The organism is Bradyrhizobium sp. 76 (genome assembly GCF_023073025.1).
Classification (GTDB): domain Bacteria; phylum Pseudomonadota; class Alphaproteobacteria; order Rhizobiales; family Xanthobacteraceae; genus Bradyrhizobium.
In genome coordinates this window covers 411,800-426,908 of sequence record NZ_JADPIS010000149.1, presented here as the reverse complement: position 1 = coordinate 426,908, position 15,109 = coordinate 411,800, and the positions used below count along the sequence as shown (strand labels likewise).

Below are 15,109 nucleotides of genomic sequence, written 5' to 3'. Positions count from 1 at the left end.
CTCAGGCCGGCACCGGCTCGCCTTCGGCGTGGCGGTGCTTCTCGGGCAGGTAGGCCAGCAGCATTTCGCGGACCAGCGTCGGGCTCTTGGAGTCGCGGATCATCAGGATGCCGTCGATGATCAACGTGCGGTTGGTCTCTTCATCCAGGAGCTTGCCATGCAGCTTGTCGGCGATCGGGGTACAGAACAGGTTAGCGACCAGCGCGCCGTAGAGAGTCGCGAGCAACGCGGTCGCCATGAACGGGCCGAGCTTTGAAGGGTCGGTCATGTTGGCGAACATCTGCACCATGCCGATCAGCGTGCCGACCATGCCGAAGGCCGGGGCGCAGTCGCCGATGGCGCGGTAGATCTTGCTGCCTTCGTCCAGATGCATCAAAAAATTATCGCGGTCGCGCTCGAGATTGTCGCGAATGAAATCAAGGTCATAGCCGTCGGCGACGTAGCGGATACCCTTGGCGAGGAACGGCTCGTCGGTCTCGACTTTTTCCAGCCCCACCGGGCCCTGCTTGCGGGCGATCTCGGCGATACGGGCGAGCTCGTCGACCAGATCGTGCGCCGACAGACGGCTCATCGTGAAGGCAAACTTGGCGCCGAGCGGCAGGCCGTGGATCAGCGTCGAGAGCGGAAAGCGGATCATGGTCGCAGCCGTCGAGCCGCCGAAGATGATGATCATCGCATGCTCGGAAACGAACATGTGGAGATCGCCGCCCAGCAGCATCATCGTCGCGATGACGACAATACCCGCCACGAGCCCGATGCTCGTCATGATATCCATGGGAGACTCCAACGCGAACGCAACAACGGCCGTCCTGGCCGATGGCGCGGCCCAACCCCGAACCGCATCGGAAACCCTAGTGAGCCGCGATTAAAGACGCGTAAAGGTTAAGTTGAGCCGTCGCGCCTGGCGGCCGCAGCGCGCTGAAAGGCGCCGACTTTTGCCGAGTGCCGACAGGGATTTCAACATTTCGCTAACCATAGGGCGTTGCGCGCACCCCATCACCCAAGGCCGTGCGCGCGCGATCCCTTCGGCTGCGGCCCTGCGCCACATCGGGGCGACCCGATCAGTTGGTATTCTGGAGCGGGCCGGCTCCTCAGGGCGGAAGGCATCGCAATGGTGACGCTGTTCAGTCTTCTCACCGCGCTTCCCGCAGTGCTGGCGCTCCACATGCTCGAACCCGGGCTCGTGCTGCCGGCCTTCAGCGTGCTGCTCTTTGTCGAGGCGGCCCTGGCCGTGATCGCAGCACGCCTGATCCACATGCCGGACAATGCGGAAGATATCACCCTGTGGGATTTTGCCGGCGGCTTCACCTTGATCGGATGCGCTGCCGCGGTGCTCGGCGAGCCGGATCAGGCCGCCTTGTTCCTCACGGAACAGGGCAGCCTGCGAGCGGCTTCGCAACCGTAGATCATTGCGGTCCCGCCGTTAGTGGATCTCCGCTGAGCGCTTCAGCGCGGCCTTGAGCTTTTCCAGCGAGAAGTCGGGGCTGCGGGCGATCTCGAGGATCGGCGTCTCGCGACGGCCGCAGAGCTCGGCAGCCTCGGGCAGCTTTGCGGCGATATCGTGCGGGATCACGATGGCGCCGTGCTGGTCGGCATGGATCAAATCATCCGACTTGACGGTCATGCCGGCGACGCGCACTTCGCCGCCAAAGCTCTCGGCGTGCACCCATGCATGCGACGGGCCGATCGAGCCGGCCAGTGCCTGGAAGCCCGGCGCCCATTGCGGAATGTCGCGGATCGAACCGTCGGTGATGACGCCGAGGCAGCCGAGCGCCTTGTGCACGTTGCTCTGCACCTCGCCCCAGAACGCACCGTAGCCGACGTCGGGACCGTCGATGTCCTGGATCACCGAGATGCGCGGACCGTGGCCAGTCCCGACATATTCGTAATAGTCGATGCGGCGCTTGGACTGCTCTTCCGGCGGTAGCGAATTTTTCAGCACCGAGCGGATCGCGACCGTGCGGGCATAGCCGACGATCGGGGGCAGATCGGGAAATGGGCAGACCAGTGGCTTGGTGGTGTAGCCGATTAGCCGGCGCTCGGGCGCCACGATCTCCATGGCATTGCAGATCGTCGGCGTGTCATAGCGGCCCAGCGCTTCGAGGACGGAAGCGGGCAGCGGCCCGGTCGCAGTATTCGTCACGGCGTTCTCTCCCAGATTGGCGGCCGCTGTTGGCGCGGTGCCGCCGGCACCGGGCGATATAGCCGAGATCGGGCCTCAACCCAACTCAGGGCGCCTCATGGCAGATATCCAAGTCTCGCTGTTCAGCGCCTTGCTGCTTGGCCGTTCAGTGCAGCCGGTCGGGCCGGTCGTCTTCGCGCGGCGGCTCCGACAGGTTTGCCAGCGTCGGCGCCGACGGCGGCGAAGAGACCTCACCTCCAGCCGGCGCGGTGGCTTCCATCGCGCGCGCCTGGTCGCGATAGGATTTGTAGCCGAGCGGCAAAGCGAGGAGATACAGCACCGTTCCGATGGACAGCACGTGCCAGGGATAGGCGATCAGGATCGCGATGAACACGACCACCGCGACGAACGCCGGCAGCACCAGTTCGGGCGGCACGCGCATGCGCTTGGTCTTGCCGGAGAACACCGGCAGGCGCGACACCATCAGGAAGGCGATCAGCAGCGTATACGCAGCCGTCACCGCCGCAGGCAGCCGGCCGAGATCGAGGAAAGCGACATAGATCGGCAGCAGCACCGTGATCGCGCCGGCCGGCGCCGGCACGCCGGTGAAGAAATTCGCGGCAAAGGCCGGCTTGTTGGGATCGTCCATGGTGGCATTGAAGCGCGCCAGGCGGAGGCCACCGGAGATCGCGAACACCATGGCGGCGATCCAGCCGGCATTGCCGAGCTCGTGCAGCTGCCAGAAATACAGCATCAGGCCGGGCGCCACGCCGAAATTGACGAAGTCGGCGAGGCTGTCGAGCTCGGCGCCGAACTTGGACTGCCCCTTGATCATGCGCGCGATGCGGCCGTCGATGCCGTCGAGTGCCGCCGCGAACACGATGGCGTAGACCGCGAGCGACATCCGCCCCTCGATCGAGAGCCGGATCGAGGTCAGGCCGGCGCAGATCGCCAGCAGCGTGATGACGTTGGGCACCAGCATGCGCACCGGGATCGGGCGGAACCGCCGGCGGCGCACATCAGGATCTCTAGAGTCATAGGGCGTCATGGCTCGTCCTCACCTTGGGGCGAGATATAGCAAGCCGCGTTCCCCTCCGCCATTGCGGCGGAAGGCCCCTCAGGACCGACTTATTGGTTAATTGGCACGGTAGGCGCGACTCGGGTCGTCTCCGGCGAGATCGGCCAGAATCGTCTCGCCGGCGATCGCGGTCTGGCCTTCCGAGACCAGCGCCTTGGTGCCCAGCGGCAGATAGACGTCGAGCCGCGATCCGAAGCGGATCAGGCCGAAACGCTCTCCGGCGCCGATCGCCTGCCCCTCCTTGACGAAGCAGACGATGCGCTTGGCGACCAGACCCGCGATCTGGATCACGCCGATCCGCGCCGTCGGCGTCGTGATCACCAGCGAGTTGCGCTCATTGTCCTCGCTCGCCTTGTCCAGCTCGGCATTGATGAACAGGCCGGGACGGTAGGCGATACGGTCCACCCGGCCCGCGATCGGGCTGCGGTTCACATGGCAGTTGAATACGCTCATGAACACTGAGACGCGCGGCAGCGGCCGATCGCCGAGCCCGAGCTCGGCCGGTGGCAGCGCCATAGTGATCATGGAGACGCGGCCGTCGGCGGGCGACACCACGAGCCCCTCGCGCACTGGGGTCACGCGCACTGGGTCGCGGAAGAACAGCGCGCACCACACGGTCAGGATGGTGCCGATCCACCCCAAAGGCGACCACAGCCAGAACAGGAGGAGGCTTGCCAGCGCAAAGCCGCCGATGAAGGGATATCCCTCCTTGTGGATCGGCGGGATCTGACGCTGGATCGAATCGAGAATGGACATCGCTATCTGCCGCTCAGGGTTGATGGCGCAGGTCGTCCCGCGCGGTGGTGTTGTTTAGGCCAGAGTTGGGACCGGAGACAAGGTCACTCCGCCGCCGCAGGCGTCGTCAGGACATCGGCGACCGGCGGTGGCTCCCGGTTGGGCGCCTCGTCAGGGTCGGCCATCCTGGCCAGTTTCTCGCGCGCCGCCTCGGCCTCGCGCTGCCTGTTCCACATGCTGGCGTAAAGCCCCCCCTCCGCGAGCAGTTTTGCGTGGGTGCCACGCTCGGCGATGCGGCCCTGATCCAGCACAATGATCTCGTCGGCGCCGACGATGGTCGAGAGCCGATGGGCGATCACCAGCGAAGTGCGGTTCTTCGCCACGCGCTCGAGCGCGCCCTGGATTTCGTGCTCGGTGTGGGTGTCAAGCGCGGAGGTCGCCTCGTCCAGCACCAGGATCGGCGGCGCCTTCAACACGGTGCGCGCGATCGCGACGCGCTGTTTCTCGCCGCCGGACAGTTTCAGGCCGCGCTCGCCGACCTGGGTCTCGTAGCCTTTCGGTGCCATGCGGATGAAATGATCGATCTGCGCCAGCTGCGCTGCCTGCTCGACCTCGGTATCGCTGGCGTCCCAGCGACCGTAGCGGATGTTGTAGCGGATGGTGTCGTTGAACAGCACGGTGTCCTGCGGCACCATGCCGATGGACGCGCGCAAGCTCGCCTGCGTGACCTCGCGAATATCCTGGCCATCGATCAGGATGCGGCCGCCGGAGATGTCGTAGAGACGGAACAGCAGCCGCGAGATGGTCGATTTGCCGGCGCCGGACGGGCCGACGATCGCCACCGTCTTGCCGGCTGGCACCTCGAAGCTGATGCCCTTCAGGATCGGGCGCGCAGGCTCATAGGCGAAGCGCACGTCCTCGAAACGCACATTGCCCGCGGAGACCACCAGCGGCTTTGCGTCCGGCGCGTCCTTGATCTCGGCCTCGCGCCCCAGCACGTTGAACATCTTCTCGATGTCGATGATCGCCTGCTTGATCTCGCGATAGACCATGCCCATGAAGTTCAAGGGCTGGTAGAGCTGGATCATCATGGCGTTGACCAGCACGAAATCGCCGACCGTGTTGGTGCCGTTGCGCACGCCGATCGCGCACATCAGCATGGTCGCGGTCAGCCCCAGCGTGAAGATCACGGCCTGCCCGGTGTTGAGGACTGCAAGCGAGGTGTAAGCCTGCACGCTCGACTCCTCGTAACGCGCGACCGATCGGTCGTAGCGCTGCGCCTCACGGGTCTCGGCGCTGAAATATTTGACGGTCTCGTAGTTGAGCAGCGAGTCGATCGCCTTGGTGTTCGCCTCGGTGTCGGCATCGTTCATCTTGCGGCGGATACCGATCCGCCACTCGGTGGCGATGTAGGTGTAGTACATGTAGACGGCGACAGTGACGAGGGTCGCGAGCACGTAGCGCCAATCGAACTGCCACAGCAGCACGGCCATCAGCAGCGAGACCTCGACGATGGTCGGGATCAACTGCAGGATCACCATGCGCACGATGACCTCGATGCCCTCGCGGCCGCGCTCGAGCACACGCGTCAGGCCGCCGGTCTTGCGCTCCAGGTGAAAGCGCAGCGACAGCTCGTGCATGTGGATGAAGGTGATGGTGGCAAGCTTGCGCACCGCATGCATGGCGACGCGCGCGAAAATGCCGTCGCGCCATTGCGTCAGCACCGCCATCACGATGCGCATCACGCCGTAGCTGGCGGTCAGCAGCAGCGGCGAGGCAATCACCCAGAGGTGCCAATTGTCGGCCTGAACCGGCGCGGTGTTGGCGCCGGTCAGCGCGTCGGTCGCCCATTTGAAACTGAAAGGAACCGTCAGCGTGATCAGCTTGGCCGCGAGCAGCAGCACCATGGACCAGACCACGCGCATCTTCAGGTCGAAACGGTCGCCCGGCCAGATATAGGGCCACAGATGCGCCAGCGTGCCCATCAGCGTGGCCCGCTCCAGCGGCCCTCCGGCGGGATCAGGAACGTTGGGGCCGGCGGGCGATTGAGCTTGGTCCATCAAGAAGCCTGAAAAGCCCGTCGGATGCGGGCTGCGTTGCCATTAAGGATTTTCGTTTGTCATATAGAGCCTTACCGATGCCCATGCACCCCGCCAGATGGCGAATCTTCGATTGTTCGCCGTTGTTTACCGGTAGATTTCCGGAAGTCCCGAATCACCGATTGGGCTTGACGCCTCTCCGCTGCAATGCATCATGGCACCAATGAGCACGATCAAAACCGTCTGTGTCTATTGCGGCTCCGGCCCAGGAACCAATCCCCGTTTCACCGAAGGCGCCAAGGCGTTCGGCAAGGCGCTCGCCGAGAACAACATCCGCCTCGTTTACGGCGGCGGCTCGCTCGGCCTGATGGGCTCGGTGGCAACCTCCGTGCTCGATCACGGCGGCACCGTCACCGGCATCATCCCCGATTTCCTGCGGATGCGCGAAAACGCGCTGACGCGCGTGCAGGAGATGATCGTCACCCCCGACATGCACGAGCGCAAGCGCTTGATGTTCGAACGCTCCGACGCCTTCGTGGCGCTGCCGGGCGGCGTCGGCACGCTGGAAGAGCTGGTCGAGCAATTGACCTGGAAGCAGCTCGGACGTCATGCCAAGCCGGTGCTGCTGGCCAACATCGATAATTTCTGGGAGCCGCTCTTCTCGCTGCTGTCGCACATGCGTCAGACCGAGTTCATCCGCGCCGGGCTTTCGGTCGACATCCTCAAGGCCGATCGGATCGAAGAGATTTTGCCGAAGCTGAAATCGGCTGCAGCGCAGATCGAAGATGCGGAAAAGCAGCTCGCCCCGGAAATGGCGCGCAAGCTTTAGTCCGCAGGAAACGTCACCGCCTCGATCCGGTTGCCATCGGGGTCGACGACAAAGGCTGCGTAATAGCGCACGCGATCGTGCGGGCGGATACCGGGCGCGCCGTCGGACGCGCCGCCGGCGGACAGCGCTGCGGCGTGAAATGCATCGACCTCGGCGGTCGTCCTGGCCCGCAGGCAGATATGCACGCCGCTCTCCGACGTGACGTGCGGCATGCCCTCGCGCAGATTGATCCAGAATTCGGGATAGGCCTTGCCGAAGCCGATCGTCCGCGGTCGCGTGACGACGCGCGCGAGTCCGAGGGCCCTGAGCGCCGCTTCGTAAAATGTCGCCGAGCGCTGCAGGTCGCTGACGCCGACGGAGATGTGGTCGATCATGGGTCGCGCTCCCCTCTCTCCTCGTCATTGCGTTCTTGGCGCCATGTCCCCTATGCCGGCGCGCCCGACTTCACCAGCTTGTAGATCACCGAATCCATCAGCGCCTGGAACGAGGCGTCGATGATGTTGGGGGACACGCCGACCGTAGTCCAGCTGTCGCCGTTCTCGTCCTCGCTCTCGATCAGGACGCGCGTAACCGCGCCGGTGCCGCCGTTGAGGATACGGACGCGATAGTCGATCAGCGTCAGGCCTTCGATATATTTCTGGTACTTGCCGAGATCCTTGCGCAGCGCGACGTCGAGTGCGTTGACGGGACCGTTGCCTTCGGCCGCCGAGATCAGATGCTCGCCGGCGACGTCGACCTTGACCACCGCCAGCGCCACGGTGACGCGCTCGCCGTGCGAATTGTACCGCTGCTCGACATTGACGTCGAACTGCTCGACCTCGAAATAATGCGGCACCTTGCCGAGCGTGCGCCGCGCCAGCAGCTCGAACGAGGCGTTGGCGGATTCATAGGCATAGCCTTGCGCCTCGCGCTCCTTCAACTCCTCGACCAGCCGCGACAGCTTCGGATCGCTCTTCTCATAGGCGATACCGGCGCGGTCGAGCTCGGCGATGACATTGGAGCGGCCGGCCTGATCGGACACCAGCACCTTGCGATGATTGCCGACCAGCTCCGGCAAGACATGCTCGTAGGTCTGCGGGTCCTTCAGCACGGCGGAGGCATGGATGCCGGTCTTGGTGACGAAGGCGCTCTCGCCGACATAGGCCGCATGCCGGTTCGGCACGCGATTGAGCATGTCGTCGAGCGTGCGCGACACCTTGACCAGGGTTGCGAGCTTTTCCGCCGTGACGCCGATCTCGAAGGCGTCGGCAAACTCGGCCTTCAGCTTCAAGGTCGGGATCAGCGAGCAGAGATTGGCGTTGCCGCAGCGCTCGCCGAGGCCGTTCAGCGTGCCCTGGATCTGGCGCGCGCCGGCGCGCACCGCCGCGAGCGAATTCGCCACCGCCTGTTCGGTGTCGTTATGGGCGTGGATGCCGAGATGATCGCCGGGGATGTGCTTCGCCACCTCGGCAACGATCGCCTCGACCTCGTTGGGCATGGTGCCGCCGTTGGTGTCGCACAGCACCACCCAGCGCGCGCCGGCTTCATAAGCAGCTTTCGCGCAGGCGAGCGCGAAACCGGAATCCTCCTTGTAACCGTCGAAGAAATGCTCGCAATCGAGCATCACCTCGCGGCCGGCGGCCTTCGCCGCCGCGACGCTGTCGCGGATCGAGGCGAGATTCTCCTCCTTCGTCGTCTCCAGCGCAACGCGCACCTGGTAGGCCGACGCTTTCGCCACGAAGCAGATCACGTCGGCCTTGGCCTCCAGCAGCCCGGCCACACCGGGATCGTTGGAGACCGAGCGCCCCGCCCGCCGCGTCATGCCGAAGGCGGTGAAGCGCGCATGCGAAAACTTCGGCTTGGTGCCGAAGAACTCGGTGTCGGTCGGATTGGCGCCGGGATAGCCGCCCTCGACATAGTCGATGCCGAGTTCATCGAGCATCTGGGCGATGATTTGCTTGTCGGTCAGCGTGAAATCGACGCCATTGGTCTGCGCGCCGTCGCGCAGCGTAGTGTCGAACAGATAGAGGCGCTCCTTGCTCATTGCAGCGCTCCCGTCGCGGGTCCGCTGCCGAGCGTCTTCTGCATGGTGGTGTTGGCCAGCCACTCGTCATTGACGGTGATGCTGTTGCGCTGCATGGCGACATAGCCGCGCTTGGCGAAAAAGCCCTGCGCGTTGTCGCTGGCGTCGACCGTCAGCTTGTCGGCGCCGCGGCCGCCCGCAAGCTTTTCCAGCGCATCGACGAGCATCGTCGCCAGGCCCTGCCCGGCCACGGCTGGATGCACATAGAGCATGCGGACATGATCCTTGCCGCGCAGCGAGGCAAAGCCCACCGGTGATCCCTCCAGCGTTGCGATCAGCGTCAGGTCCGAGGCGAGCCGCTTGCCGAATTCTTCGTCCTCGGCTGCGGCCATCCAGGCCTGCTGCTGCGCTTCGCTATAGTCGTCGCCGGTCAGCTCTTCGATGCTGGCGGTGAAGATCGCGGCAAGAACCGGCACGTCCTCCGGCAGGAAAGGCCGCAAACCAGGCTTTGGGAGTGCTTGTGCCATCGTCTTCACCACATCCCATAGAGTTTCAGCGCCAGCGCCACGGCAGCGCCGAGCAGCAGGATTTTCAGCGCGATGTAATAGAACCAGTGCCGCGGAAACGGTGTGTCGGGCCGCTTCATCGCGCGACCTCCCACGTCGTGCCTTCCTTGGAGTCCTTGATCGCAACGCCCATCGCGGCAAGCAGATCGCGGATACGATCGGACTCCGCAAAATCCCTACGCCCACGCGCCGCCGTCCGCTCCGAGAGCAGGCGCTCGACTTCCTTGGCATCGACGCCGCTCGCCTGCTGCTTGCGCCCTTCCCACTGCGCGGCACTCTCGGAGAGAAAGCCGAGCAGCCGCAACGAACCCGCGAGGGCACCAACGTCGCTGCCGCGCAGGCCATGCAGCGCCGCGATCGCCAGCGGTGTATTGAGGTCGTCGAGCAGCGGATCGACCACTGAGGGGGCCGGCTTGCCGGGCGCGACGTCGGCCGCGACCCGATACCAATCGTCGAGCGTCCTGGCGCTCTCCTCCAGCGACTTCATCGTCCAGTCGATCGGCGAGCGGTAATGCGTCTTGAGCATATTCAGGCGCAGCACTTCGCCCGGCCAGTCCGCGAGCAGCTCGTGAATCGTGACGAAGTTGCCGAGCGACTTCGACATCTTCTCGCTCTCGACCTGCAGGAAGCCGTTGTGCATCCAGTAGTTCGCCATGCGCTCCCGGTGGAAGGCGCAGCAGGTCTGCGCGACCTCATTCTCGTGATGCGGAAACACGAGATCGATGCCGCCGCCATGGATGTCGAAGTGCTCGCCGAGATGCTTCCAGGCCATGGCCGAGCACTCGACATGCCAGCCGGGGCGCCCCTGCGCGGCGATACCGGCCGGTGACGGCCATGACGGCTCGCCGAGCTTGGACGGCTTCCACAGCACGAAGTCGGTGTTGCCCTTCTTGTAGGGCGCGACATCGACGCGGGCGCCGGCAACCATCTCGTCCAGCGAACGATTGGACAGGGCGCCATAGCGCGGCAGCCCGGAATCGGCCGCGTTCATCGCCTGCGGTGAGAACAGCACATGATCCTCGGCAGCATAGGCAAAACCGCCGGCGACCAGCCGTTCGATGATCTCGCGCATCTCGCCGATATGCTCGGTCGCACGCGGCTCGACGCTCGGCCGCAGCGCGCCGAGTGCGTCAACGTCGGCGTGAAACTGCTTGCCGGTCTGCTCGGTGACTTTCCGGATCGCCTCGTTCAGCGGCAGGCCGGGGAAATCACGCGCGGCGCGGTCGTTGATCTTGTCGTCGACGTCGGTGATGTTGCGGACATATTTGACGTGGGCCGCGCCATAGAGATGGCGCAGCAGCCGAAACAGCACGTCGAACACGATCACCGGCCGGGCATTGCCGATATGGGCGAAGTCATAGACGGTCGGTCCGCAGACATACATGCGGACGTTCTTGGCATCGAGCGGCACGAAGGTGCGCTTTTCCCGGCTCAGCGTATCGTAAAGGCGCAATTCCATAAGGATACCCGTCGGCTGTTGGCCGGGCGTCCAGTGCTCTCAATGGTTTTGAGAAAAGACGGCTCCAGCCAGCGAATCGCTAGCTCGTAATCTCGCGGCAAATGGCGCAAATGACGAGGAGACCGTTCATGACGGAACATATGGGCTATGAGGCGGCCCCGCGTCAAGAGAGCCGCGAAAATGCCGCTTTATCTCCGCAATGCGCAGCCGCCGCGCATAGATGGTTCATATCCTTAACCATTTGAGCCCATTCTGGAACTGGCAGTTTCTATTTTTTTGCCCCCGGTGTTTTCATGCGATCATTGCTCGCGCTCATTTCCTGCGCCTCCATCCTCGTCGTTTCCAGCGCTCTCGCCGAGACCCGCGTCTTCATCATCCCCAACCAGGCAGATGGCTACGGCGTCGATCAGTGCCTGGCCAAAAGCGACAAATGCGGCGCGCAGGTCGCCCGCACCTACTGCCAGTCACGCGATTTTGCCCAAGCTTCGGCCTATCGCCGGGTCGATCCCGACGAAATTACCGGCTCTGTCCCCAAATCCGGCGCAAACTGCTCCCATGGCCATTGCGATGAATATGTCGCAATCACCTGCCAGCGCTGAATTCGCTCGGAACTGGCGTACCTTAGGTCCAATCCCTGGCCTCTGAAACGACGTGACGATGCCGCAGGAAGCGGCTATGGGAGGGCGCGCTTCGGCCCCCCACATCACGCGTGGCCGTGACCTCGCTAGAATGGCGGATATGCCTGAATTTTTGTCTCTCTCCCGTGCTCGCTCGATTCTTGCCTGCGCCGTGCTCTTGAGCACGGTCGCGCTCGCCAATAACGCGTCCGCACAGGCCGGCCCGCCGGGACCGCCGCCTCAGCCCGGCCAGAACGGGCTCGGACCCAACCCGATGTGCGCGCGCCTGGAAGGCCAGCTCGCCGGGCTCGATCGTGGCGGCGGCGGTGATCCCGCACGCGAAGACCAGATCCGCCGCTATCAGGAGTCCCAGACCAAGCAGCAGGCCGAGCTCGACCGCGTCACCATGCAGGCCAAGCGCATGGGCTGCGATTCCTCCGGCTTCTTCTCGCTGTTCAGCGGCCAGTCGGCGCAATGCGGTCCGGTCAACACTCAGATCCAGCAGATGCGCGCTAATCTGGACCAGATCACCGGCAATCTCGAACGCCTGCGCGGCGGCGCCGGCGGCTTCAGTCCCGAGCGTGACAACCAGCGCCGCTCGGTGCTGGCAGCGCTGGCGCAGAACAATTGCGGCCCGCAATATGCCAACGCCGCGCAGTCGCAAGGCGGCGGCAACTTCCTGAGCAATCTATTCGGCGGCAACAACCCCAACAATCCGCAAGGCGTGCCGCCGTCCGATCTCGGCCCGCAATCAGGCACCTATCGCACCGTGTGCGTGCGCACCTGCGACGGTGCTTATTTCCCGGTCTCGTTTGCGACCGTGCCGGCGCGCTTTCCGGACGACGAGAAGACCTGCAAGGCGCTGTGCCCGGCCGCCGAGGCTGTGCTCTACACCCATCGCAATCCCGGCGAGGACATGAACTCCGCGATCTCCACCAGCGGCCAGCCCTACACGGCGCTGCCGACCGCGTTCAAATTCCGTAGCGAGTTCAACCCGTCCTGCTCCTGCAAGGCCGCGGGCCAGACCTGGGCGGACGCGCTCAAATCGGCAGACGACAAGGCATCGGCCGAGCAGCAGGGTGACATCATCGTCACCGAGGAGAGCGCCAAGAAAATGCAGCAGCGGCAGCTCAACAAGGGCACGCCGGCCGCCAGTGGCAAAAAGGGTGCGACGCCGACCACGGCGACTGCACCTGTCACGACTCCGCCTGCCGATACCGGCGCCGCGACGACCTCGTCCGAGAACAAGCCGATCCGTTCGGTCGGGCCAAGCTTCCTGCCGCAACAGCAGAAGTAGGCGGCACAACTGTCATGCCCCGCGAAGGCGGGGCATCCAGTACTCCGTGTCATCACTTGGGTTTCGACAACGTCCGCCGCGGCGTACTGGATCATCCGCCTTCGCGGATGATGACAGCGTCGTACGTGACGAACCGTCCATCCCACGACCTTCGGCCAGCCTCACCCCTCGAATGCGTCGATCGAGGCTTTGCTCCCACGCGACACCAGCGTCTCGTCCGGGGCGGCGAGCTGCTCGCCTTTATCGCGAAAGCGGTTGGTGATGGGATAGCGGCGGTCGCGGCCGAAATTCCTGGCCGTCACCTTGACGCCGGGCGCGGCCTGGCGCCGCTTGTATTCGGCGACGTTAAGGAGATGGTCGATGCGGGTCACCGTCTCGCGGTCGAAGCCGGCGGCGATGATCGTGTCGAGCGGCTCCTCGCGCTCGATCAGACGCTCCAGGATGGCATCGAGCACGTCGTAAGCCGGCAACGAATCCTGGTCGGTCTGGTTCTCGCGCAGCTCCGCGGTCGGTGGACGCGTGATGATGTCGGGCGGGATCACCTCGCCTTCCGGCCCCAGCGCCCCCTCGGGCTTCCACGAATTGCGCAAGCTTGCCAGCCGAAACACCTGCGTCTTGTAGATGTCCTTGATCGGGTTGAAGCCGCCGTTCATGTCGCCATAGAGCGTGGCGTAGCCGACCGACATCTCCGACTTGTTGCCTGTCGTCACCACCATCAGGCCGGTCTTGTTGGAGATCGCCATCAGCAGCGTGCCGCGAGTCCGGGCCTGGAGATTTTCCTCGGTGACATCGGGCGGCAGATTCTTGAAGACGCCGGACAGGATGGTCTCGAACCCGTTCACCGCTTCCGCGATCGGCAGCACCTCGTAGCGGATGCCCAGATGGCCGGCGAGCTCGCCGGCGTCGGCAATCGAGCTTGCCGCAGTGTAGCGATAAGGCAGCATCACGCCATGCACCTGATCCGCACCCAGCGCGTCGACCGCGATCGCGGCGCACAGCGCGGAGTCGATGCCGCCGGAAATCCCGAGCAGCACACCAGGAAAGCCATTCTTGGCGACGTAGTCGCGCAGACCCAGCACGCAGGCCGCGTAGTCGGCGTGGTCGCCCTCGGGCGGCGCGGCGATCGGACCGGTGCAGCGCCAATCGTCGCCGCTTCGTGTGAACCGCAGTGTGGTGACGCTCTCCGCGAACGCCGGCAATTGCGCTGCGAGCGAAAGGTCGCCGTTGAGCGCGAAGGAAGCTCCGTCGAACACAAGTTCGTCCTGCCCGCAAACCTGGTTGAGATAGACCAGCGGCAGGCCGCTCTCGGTGACGCGCGCGACCGCGACCGACAAACGCACGTCGGCCTTGTTGCGGGCATAAGGAGATCCGTTCGGCACAAGGATGATCTCGGCGCCGGTCTCGGCCAGCGTCTCGACCACGTTCTCGTAATCCTCGGACTCCTCCAGCCAGATGTCCTCGCAGATCGGCACACCGATGCGCACGCCGCGCACGGTGACGGGGCCGGCCGCGGGGCCACGCGAAAACAGCCGCTTCTCGTCGAACACGCCGTAATTCGGCAGATTGCATTTGAAGCGTAGGCCAGCGATACGGCCGCCATCGAGCAGCGCGCAGGCATTGTAGAGCCTGCCCTCCTCGACCCAGGGCGTGCCGACCAGCATGGCCGGCCCGCCATCGGCGGTCTCGCGCGCCAGCGCTTCGATCGCAGCGCGGCAAGCTGCCTGAAAGGAAGGCTTCTGCACCAGATCTTCCGGCGGATAGCCGGCGATGAACAATTCCGGAAACAGCACGAGATCGGCGCCGTCGGCGGCTGCCTGCATGCGCGCCGCGCGCGCTTTCGCGGCATTTCCGTCGATGTCGCCCATGGTCGGATTGAGCTGGGCGAGCGTGACCGCGAATGCGTTGAGACGTTCGGTCATGGCGCTCCGATCAGAGCATGATCCGGAAAAATGTGAAGCGCTTTTCCGAAAAGATCATGCTCAAAACAACAACCTAAAGCGCGATTAGCACTCTAGAGAAATCCCAATCGCTCGATGATGGCGATGATCCAGAATGCGCCGGCCATCAGGAGCGCAACACCGACCGCGGCCGAGCCCATGTCCTTGACCCGTCCGATCTGCTTGTCGTGATCCATGGTCAGCCGGTCGGCAAGCTTCTCGATCGCCGTATTGAGCAGTTCGACCACCAGCACGAACGCGACCGCGCAGATCAGCTCGACCGCGCGCATCGCGGTCGCGCCGACGAACCATGCAAGCGGCAGCGACAAGAGGAGCGCAACGATTTCCTCGCGGACGGCCTGCTCCGAGCGGAACGCAAAGGCCAGACCGTTACGGGAATTGATCGTGGCCTTCCAGATCCGCAGCAA

Annotated in this window: 15 protein-coding genes; 4 read left to right on the top strand and 11 right to left on the bottom strand. The window is 64.5% G+C overall.

Going from position 1 to position 15,109, the window contains the following annotated elements; all coding sequences use genetic code 11:
• Position 1: 1 nt before the first annotated feature.
• Positions 2–775 (bottom strand): MotA/TolQ/ExbB proton channel family protein, encoded by a 774-nt coding sequence (locus IVB48_RS37480; protein ID WP_018459340.1) that lies wholly within the window; start codon positions 773–775, stop codon positions 2–4.
• Between the two features lie 336 nt (positions 776–1,111).
• On the opposite strand from IVB48_RS37480, the gene IVB48_RS37475 reads away from it, so the two are divergent.
• Positions 1,112–1,405 (top strand): hypothetical protein, encoded by a 294-nt coding sequence (locus IVB48_RS37475; protein WP_027569442.1) that lies wholly within the window; start codon positions 1,112–1,114, stop codon positions 1,403–1,405.
• An 18-nt stretch (positions 1,406–1,423) separates the two neighbouring features.
• Here the strand turns inward: IVB48_RS37475 and IVB48_RS37470 are convergent, their stop codons facing one another.
• From IVB48_RS37470 to IVB48_RS37455, 4 genes are all read right to left on the bottom strand, one after another.
• Entirely contained in the window at positions 1,424–2,143 is a 720-nt protein-coding gene (locus tag IVB48_RS37470; protein WP_027569441.1) for an RraA family protein, read from the bottom strand.
• A gap of 145 nt (positions 2,144–2,288) precedes the next feature.
• The gene (locus IVB48_RS37465) at positions 2,289–3,170 is read right to left on the bottom strand and encodes a phosphatidylcholine/phosphatidylserine synthase (RefSeq protein ID WP_247408117.1); all 882 of its coding nucleotides are present in this window, start codon (positions 3,168–3,170) and stop codon (positions 2,289–2,291) included.
• 87 nt (positions 3,171–3,257) lie between these two features.
• Complete coding sequence (locus IVB48_RS37460) at positions 3,258–3,962, bottom strand: phosphatidylserine decarboxylase (protein ID WP_256374445.1); 705 nt, start codon at positions 3,960–3,962, stop codon at positions 3,258–3,260.
• A gap of 77 nt (positions 3,963–4,039) precedes the next feature.
• Positions 4,040–5,995 (bottom strand): ABC transporter ATP-binding protein/permease, encoded by a 1,956-nt coding sequence (locus IVB48_RS37455; RefSeq protein WP_027569439.1) that lies wholly within the window; start codon positions 5,993–5,995, stop codon positions 4,040–4,042.
• Positions 5,996–6,197: 202 nt separating this feature from the next.
• Here IVB48_RS37455 and IVB48_RS37450 point away from each other — a divergent pair, with 202 nt between their 5' ends.
• Positions 6,198–6,803 (top strand): TIGR00730 family Rossman fold protein, encoded by a 606-nt coding sequence (locus IVB48_RS37450; protein WP_018459347.1) that lies wholly within the window; start codon positions 6,198–6,200, stop codon positions 6,801–6,803.
• Here the strand turns inward: IVB48_RS37450 and IVB48_RS37445 are convergent.
• From IVB48_RS37445 to cysS, 4 genes are all read right to left on the bottom strand, one after another.
• Positions 6,800–7,177: a VOC family protein gene (locus tag IVB48_RS37445; protein WP_247408116.1), complete on the bottom strand. Its 378-nt coding sequence runs from the start codon at positions 7,175–7,177 to the stop codon at positions 6,800–6,802. The two genes, IVB48_RS37450 and IVB48_RS37445, sit on opposite strands and share 4 nt — an antisense overlap.
• Positions 7,178–7,227: 50 nt before the next feature.
• Complete coding sequence (cimA, locus tag IVB48_RS37440) at positions 7,228–8,826, bottom strand: citramalate synthase (RefSeq protein WP_247408115.1); 1,599 nt, start codon at positions 8,824–8,826, stop codon at positions 7,228–7,230.
• Complete coding sequence (locus tag IVB48_RS37435) at positions 8,823–9,332, bottom strand: GNAT family N-acetyltransferase (RefSeq protein WP_247408114.1); 510 nt, start codon at positions 9,330–9,332, stop codon at positions 8,823–8,825. The genes cimA and IVB48_RS37435 overlap by 4 nt, the downstream gene beginning before the upstream one ends.
• Before the next feature lie 115 nt (positions 9,333–9,447).
• On the bottom strand, positions 9,448–10,830 hold the full coding sequence (gene cysS, locus IVB48_RS37430) for a cysteine--tRNA ligase (protein WP_247408112.1): 1,383 nt from the start codon (positions 10,828–10,830) through the stop codon (positions 9,448–9,450).
• 293 nt (positions 10,831–11,123) lie between these two features.
• Here cysS and IVB48_RS37425 point away from each other — a divergent pair, with 293 nt between their 5' ends.
• Together IVB48_RS37425 and IVB48_RS37420 are read left to right on the top strand one after the other, a co-directional pair.
• Positions 11,124–11,429: a hypothetical protein gene (locus tag IVB48_RS37425; protein WP_007592521.1), complete on the top strand. Its 306-nt coding sequence runs from the start codon at positions 11,124–11,126 to the stop codon at positions 11,427–11,429.
• Positions 11,430–11,559: 130 nt separating this feature from the next.
• Positions 11,560–12,744 carry a DUF2865 domain-containing protein gene (locus IVB48_RS37420; RefSeq protein WP_247408110.1) on the top strand — a complete coding sequence of 395 codons (1,185 nt, stop codon included), beginning with the start codon at positions 11,560–11,562 and terminating at the stop codon, positions 12,742–12,744.
• A gap of 161 nt (positions 12,745–12,905) precedes the next feature.
• On the opposite strand, the gene IVB48_RS37415 is transcribed toward IVB48_RS37420, so the two are convergent.
• Positions 12,906–14,663 (bottom strand): NAD+ synthase, encoded by a 1,758-nt coding sequence (locus tag IVB48_RS37415; protein ID WP_247408108.1) that lies wholly within the window; start codon positions 14,661–14,663, stop codon positions 12,906–12,908.
• 92 nt (positions 14,664–14,755) lie between these two features.
• Positions 14,756–15,109, bottom strand: a complete 354-nt coding sequence (locus tag IVB48_RS37410) for a diacylglycerol kinase (protein WP_018459355.1) — start codon at positions 15,107–15,109, stop codon at positions 14,756–14,758.